Raw genomic sequence first — 6,064 nt, forward strand, 5'->3', positions numbered from 1 at the left:
CAGGAAACCGGCTGAAGTATATTTCGGCGAAGCGGCGCGGACGGAAAAAAGAAGCGAAGCATGTAGGATGAATTTTATCACCTTAGCAAGAGCCTGATATTGGTCTAGACAAACCCGACCACTATAATCAATAGCCGACTTCGAGGCTTCTTCTCCTGCTGCGTACACAAGACCCGTGCACAGGCAGATCGTAAGTTCAAGAACCCTTGTGATCCGATTTTTCATATGTTCTCCTTAATATATATCAGGCGTGCGGATAAATCTGCGAGGCTGATGCCTGATTCTGATAATTATAGCTATTGAGCGGATTTGCAACAAGTGCCATTTGTCCTATGCGGGAACAGAACCAACAGTCCACGGCTGTCCCGGGAAAGTTTCAGCGGAACGGGGTGTGTTCACAAAAGACTGTGCGCTAATATGCACACACGAAAGGAGGCATGATAAAGGGCGGCAATTCAAATGGCGCGCAGAACGTGAAGCGGACAAGCCCTGTCCGGACGGTGAAATTCAGAATTTCGCGAACGCTTCCACGGCCAGTTTGTTGGGGGACGGCGTGCCGTTATCGTAAATGGAGCCGGGCGCGAATTTTGCGTAAGAAAGGCTCAGGTTCAGTGTCTGCCCGATTGGATAATTGAATTTAAGGTCCAGTTCCGAACCGAGCATTTTACAGTCATTGTTTGCGTTGCGGTCGGCTTCATAGGAAAAATAATCCAGCGAGATGTAAATGTTATGGTAGGCCGGCAGCGTTATTCCCAGATTAACCACCTGAATCCCGCTAACCCCGCCGGGCAGCCCGGTTTTTGTAGAGGAGTTCCCCCCGAACGCATCGTACAGCGTGGCGGCGAACAGCTCTCCGTAGCCGGAGCGTTCGAGCCCGTTATAACGGTGCCCGTAATCGGGAAAAAACGCTTCGTCGGTGTTTTCTGTTGAATATTTATCGCCGGATCCGTGTCCGTAGGTTAGCCGGGCTTCGCCGGTTCCGAACCGTCCGAACGGCTGAACCCATTTCCCGGAAAGAAAAAATGCGCTGCCGTTATAATTAATAGTGCCGGTTCCGTCGGTTTTATTGGCCGAGCCGCTTTGCAGCACTCCTTCTCCGCAGAACGACAGGAACCCGTATTTAAGAGTATAGCTCAGCCCGGTAAACTGGAGTGTCCGTGCGCTTACCGCGGTGCCGCTGGCGGCGGTGGCGGAATTCTTGTCAAAATCGAAATAGCTGTACAGTTCCCATACGCCTTCGCCCGGAATGGTCATGTTCAGGCCTGCGAGATTCACGCTTTTGGACACACTGTCATCCGCTTTGGGCTGCAGCGCGAAAAACTGCAGGTCAAACTCGTTGAATATTTTTTCGCGTTTAAGGGTGAATCCGGTCAGGCCGAGGTGGTCATCGTCCAGCGTCAGGCCCGACGCCAGCATAAACGGCATCCGCCCGGCCTGCATGGCAAGGTTCCAGTCAAACAGCCTGTTGACTTTCATATAGGCGTTTTCAATATACGGCATCATGCTGGCGCCGGGGTAGCGGCTTGCGATGGAACCGTACGGCGCGGCAAGCGCTGCTGTCGAACCGGATACTCCGTAAGCCCGCAGCCGCAGATTCACGTCCATGGTCATTTCGCCCGACTGCATGGGGCGCAGATCCTTTACGCCGATGCCAAGCGCCGCCGTCTGAAGATAGAAAAAATCCTTCGTCGGGTCAGACGTGGCGAAATTAAGGTTGTTGAAGCTGACGCTTTTTAGCCCCACTTCCGAGGTCAGATCCAGTTTGGCGGCAAAAACGGTTCCCCCCCCGCATAAGAGCGCGGCGGCGAAACCCAGTATGGACAATGAACGCGAACGTGGCATCTACGGTTTTATTTTATCAAATTACGGTTGTGATCATGTGAAAAGTTATTGGTTTTGCCTGCGCCGCACCGGGTTCCTGAAAAAAAGAGCCCCCCGCTTTGCGGCGGGGGGCTCAAAGTTAAACTACCCGGCTTGATGATTAGAAGCGGACGGAAACGTAGCTTCCAATCTTGAAGATCGGGTTGGTGTTGGCGACCTGCGATTTTACAAGTCCGCCGACATCGAAGCGGGCGGCATACATGCCCACGTCAACATTGGAGGCGTACGCATAATTCGCGGTCAGGTCAAGTTCGCTGCCGATATTGCGCTGGCCGTTGAAGGTCGCGGCAACGTTGTTGGCCCAGAAGTTGTACCAGTCGGCGATGACGGAGAATTTCTCGGTCGCGTCAATGTCCAGTCCGATATTCCACACCTGGCGGTTGCTTACGCTGTTGGTGTTGGCGAACGGGGCAAGGGCGGCTACACCGGAGAACAGGTTGCCGTTGGATTTGCCGTAGATGTAACCGGGCTGGTAGTTCGGGTTGATCGCTTTGAAGTTTTTGTCAATGGAACCGGTCGAGGTGTCGCCGGAACCGTAGGCAAAACCCAGGCGGGGGGTCAGGCCGATGCTGTTGATCTTGGCGTTGTAGGCCAGATCAGCTTTGGCGGCGACGCCCTTGTAGGACTGTCCGCCGGCGGCCACATCGGCGTAACCGACGTTGCCGGCCAGTTCGACTGCCCAGCTCAGGTCGGACGCTTTGCCGTGGGTGTTGACATCAAAGATCCACAGGTTTTCGCCGTTGGCCTGATAGGTGCTGTTGCCAACGCGTTTATTGTAGGCGAAAATACCGAGATCCATGTCGCTGGTGAGTTTCGCGACGTTCTTGAACGCCCAGAAGTTATGGGCATCATCAAGTTGCGTGAGGGTGCCGGCATTGGTCTTGGCGTAGGTCACTTCGGCCCAGTTGTCCATACCGAACACGGTGTACTGGCGCACGAAGCTTGCCAGGTCAACCGAGCTGGTCGGCAGGCCTTCCACCATATGCTCGTTGCCGTAGTAAACAATGATGTCGCCTTCATTACCGTAGAAGGAGCGGCCGATTTTGGCTTTGAAACCAAAAAGGTCGTCTAACACGATGTTGGCTTCCTGAACAAGTACCGTTGTCTGGATGGTGTTGAGGTCCTGTGCGGCTTGGCCCCAATATCTGTCGTTTTTGACGGCGGTGATATTGGCGTGCAGGTCGTCCAGCATATCCCAGGTCGCGCCGAAAGTCAGGCGGTTCATGGTGTTGCGATAGTTATCGTCAGTGCTGGTTTGGGCGTCGGTAACGTTCTGAGTCATAACGCCGTATACTTCCAATTCTCCCTTCGTTTGAAGGTTTTTGAATATTTCAGCCTTGGCGGGAACCGCTGATATGACTACTGCGGCAGCCAGAGCCAATCCTAACAGTTTCTTCATGTACTTGCTTCCTCCTATAGGATGATCCTTGCGGGATCTAAGTACTCTATCTGTTTTTGCCCCGTATCGTGGGGCTTTCGTTTAGTCTGTTCCGGGGACCGTCTGTCGAGGCAATCCCCGCCACTCGCTAAAATCGTAACAAAAACGCACGGTGATGTCAACGTTATAATATAGCTATTACTGGTTATTGTTTTGCGGAGGGATTGACGCTGCGGCCGTTTGCGCCATGCCGCTCAGCGCGCCCAGGCGCGATTTGGCTTTTGCGGCCCAGGCTGTGTCGGTGAAGTGGGTGGTCAGCTTTTCATAAGTTTTCCGAGCGGCTTCTTTTTTGCCGGACAACTCCTGCATCTGAGCCGTGAACAGATGAGCCTGCGGAATCAGGTAGCTGTCAGGGTAGGTTGCGACAAGGCGTTGCGCCGCGGCGATCGCCTCGTCGTATTTTTTTTGCGCGGCAAGCGATACCGCTTGCCCGTTGACCGCGAACGGAGCGGTTTTGGGATTGCCGACCGCCTCTGCCGCTTTAAAAGATTTTACCGCTTCGTCATAATTGCCGGTTTTGAAAAGCACATCGCCTTTGTCCAGCGCGGCATAATCCGCTGCCGGGGTGCCGGGAAATGTTTTGCCCACTTCATCAAGCATTTTTATGCCCTGTTCCGGCGCGCGGTAGGCTGTCTGCTCGGCTTTGAACAGCTCTTCCCACGCAAACTCGCGTTTTTCCTGCGCGCGGTTGTTAAGGTATGCCGTAAAGAGAATGGCCACTATCGCGGCTCCGCCTAGCCCGGCCGCCAGTTCGCGGTTATGCCTGAGCCAGTGCAGGAACCGATCAGTTTTACCGGCCAGATAGTTTTTTTTAAGTTCTTCTTTGACCCAGTGTTTTGACATAGCTTTGAATTCTGTCCCGTTAAATTTAGTACGCCCCCGGACGGACTCGAACCGCCAACCCTCTCCTTAGGACGGAGCAGCTCTATCCATTTGAGCTACGGAGGCTTTATTCCCGCCGCCAATGGCACCCTTATGCAGCCATTAGCCGCCTGTACATTCTATCCTATATATATACGCAAAGCAATGCGGCGTCAGTATTTCAGCAGGCTAAACACTTCCATGCCCGGCAGTTTTTTCCGTCCGCCCAGAAATTCAAGCTCTATAAGACACGCCTTCGCCGTGACCTGCGCGCCAAGTTTTTTCGCCAGCCGCCGGCCTGCCGAAGCGGTTCCGCCGGTTGCCAGCACGTCATCCACCAGCAGCACTTTGTCGGCCGGGCACAGCGCGTCCCGGTGCATTTCAAGGGTATCGGTGCCGTATTCAAGGCTGTAGGTTTCGGCTATGGTTTCATGCGGCAGTTTGCCTTTTTTGCGGACCGGCACGATCCCCGCGCCCAGTTTCAGCGCGATTACCGGCGCGAACAGGAAGCCCCGCGCTTCCATGCCCACCACTTTTGTTATTCCGGCGTTTTTAAAATGATCCGCGAACAGATCCATGGTTTCGCTGAAAAGCGCGCCGTCGCTCAGTATCGGGGTGATGTCTTTAAAACTCACGCCCGGTTTCGGAAAGTTTTCCACTACTCGGATTGCGGCGGCAAGTTTTTCGATGGTGTTCATTTCGTTCCCTTTGACTTTTTTTGCTGGCGCTGCAGATGCTGCGCCGCCTGTTTTTTCAATTTGCGCAGCGGGTTGTTAACGGTCGGCGCGCCCAGGATGTCGGTGTGGTGTTTCGAGTCGAACTGGCCGATGTGCAGGTTTGGCGTCGAAGCGCGCAATTCGTTGATTTCGATGATACCCATGCGCTGCGCCACTTTCCTGAGCCGCAGTACGGCGCGTTCCTCAATCTGGCGCACGCGCTCGCGCGAAAGCTTGAGCGTCTGCCCGATTTCCTCCAGCGTCATCGGTTTCTGGCCGGACAGCCCGTACCGGTATTCAAGAATTGACTTTTCGCGCTCGCCTATCATCTCCAGCGCCTTGTTGAAATCTTCGTGCATCCTGAGCAGCCCCAGCACTTCATCCGGCGAGCCGCTCTGCGTGTCCACAATGGTGTCTTCCAGCGTGAGCGAATCCTCGTCGCCGCTTAGTGGCGAGCCGAGCGATCCTATGCCTTTTGCCGCTTCCGACGCTTCCATTACCGCTTTTATCTGCCGAGCCGACCACTGCATTTCGTTCGCCATTTCCGACAGAGTCGGGTCGCGGCCCAGCTGCCCGTGCAGAATGTCCCACTGCTTCAGCCACTGGCGCAGGCTTTCCCACGCATGCGGCGGAATGCGGATGGTGCCGGTCTGCTCCTCGACCGCGCGGCGGATATACTGCTCGATCCAGTAAGTGGCGTAGGTGGAGAATCGGTAGCCTTTCTGCGGATCGAATTTGTCAATCGCGTGCAGGAGCCCGAGATTGCCTTCCTCGATCAGGTCCATCAGTTCCGTTCCGGGCCGATAGTATTTTTTCGCGGTCGGGATGACAAGGCGCAGGTTCAGCTCCATGATGCGTTTTTTCGCCCGCCGGTCTCCGCGTTTGGCCCGTTTCCACAGTTCGTACATTTCTTCGCGGCTGGCTTCCTTGACCACTTCGTGCATGCTTTTGAAATACTGGGAAACAGAATCGGTGCCTTCCGTCATAGTTTAACCTCTTAAAGTTTGAACTTTATCTGAAAGTCGGTCTCGTTTGCCACCGCCGGCAGTTCGGTGTTCACCAGCTCGCGCACGCAGGCCAGCGGATATCCCGTGCGCAGTTCTTCCATGAAGCGCAATAAGGTTTCCGGGGCGCCCTGCACTTCCCCCTCCACCGCGTCGCCGGGCAG

General features: G+C 54.8%; 6 protein-coding genes and 1 tRNA gene. All 7 read right to left on the reverse strand.

All coding sequences use genetic code 11. The features are described from left to right. The coding region (locus tag PHW69_09565; protein ID MDD4005429.1) for a hypothetical protein at window positions 1–225 on the reverse strand (225 nt) is incomplete at its 3' end. Window positions 226–507: 282 nt separating this feature from the next. Continuing rightward, complete coding sequence (locus PHW69_09570) at window positions 508–1,842, reverse strand: hypothetical protein (GenBank protein MDD4005430.1); 1,335 nt, start codon at window positions 1,840–1,842, stop codon at window positions 508–510. 139 nt (window positions 1,843–1,981) lie between these two features. Beyond that, window positions 1,982–3,280 (reverse strand): alginate export family protein, encoded by a 1,299-nt coding sequence (locus PHW69_09575; protein ID MDD4005431.1) that lies wholly within the window; start codon window positions 3,278–3,280, stop codon window positions 1,982–1,984. 177 nt (window positions 3,281–3,457) lie between these two features. Further along, the gene (locus PHW69_09580) at window positions 3,458–4,162 is read right to left on the reverse strand and encodes a tetratricopeptide repeat protein (GenBank protein ID MDD4005432.1); all 705 of its coding nucleotides are present in this window, start codon (window positions 4,160–4,162) and stop codon (window positions 3,458–3,460) included. A gap of 31 nt (window positions 4,163–4,193) precedes the next feature. After that, window positions 4,194–4,267, reverse strand: a tRNA-Arg gene (locus tag PHW69_09585). Window positions 4,268–4,353: 86 nt separating this feature from the next. Continuing rightward, the gene (locus tag PHW69_09590) at window positions 4,354–4,878 is read right to left on the reverse strand and encodes an adenine phosphoribosyltransferase (GenBank protein MDD4005433.1); all 525 of its coding nucleotides are present in this window, start codon (window positions 4,876–4,878) and stop codon (window positions 4,354–4,356) included. Next, entirely contained in the window at window positions 4,875–5,882 is a 1,008-nt protein-coding gene (locus PHW69_09595) for a sigma-70 family RNA polymerase sigma factor (GenBank protein MDD4005434.1), read from the reverse strand. Before PHW69_09595 ends, PHW69_09590 begins: the two co-directional genes overlap by 4 nt. Window positions 5,883–6,064 lie beyond the last annotated feature (182 nt).

The sequence above is a fragment of the Elusimicrobiaceae bacterium genome, from assembly GCA_028700325.1.
GTDB lineage: Bacteria > Elusimicrobiota > Elusimicrobia > Elusimicrobiales > Elusimicrobiaceae > JAQVSV01.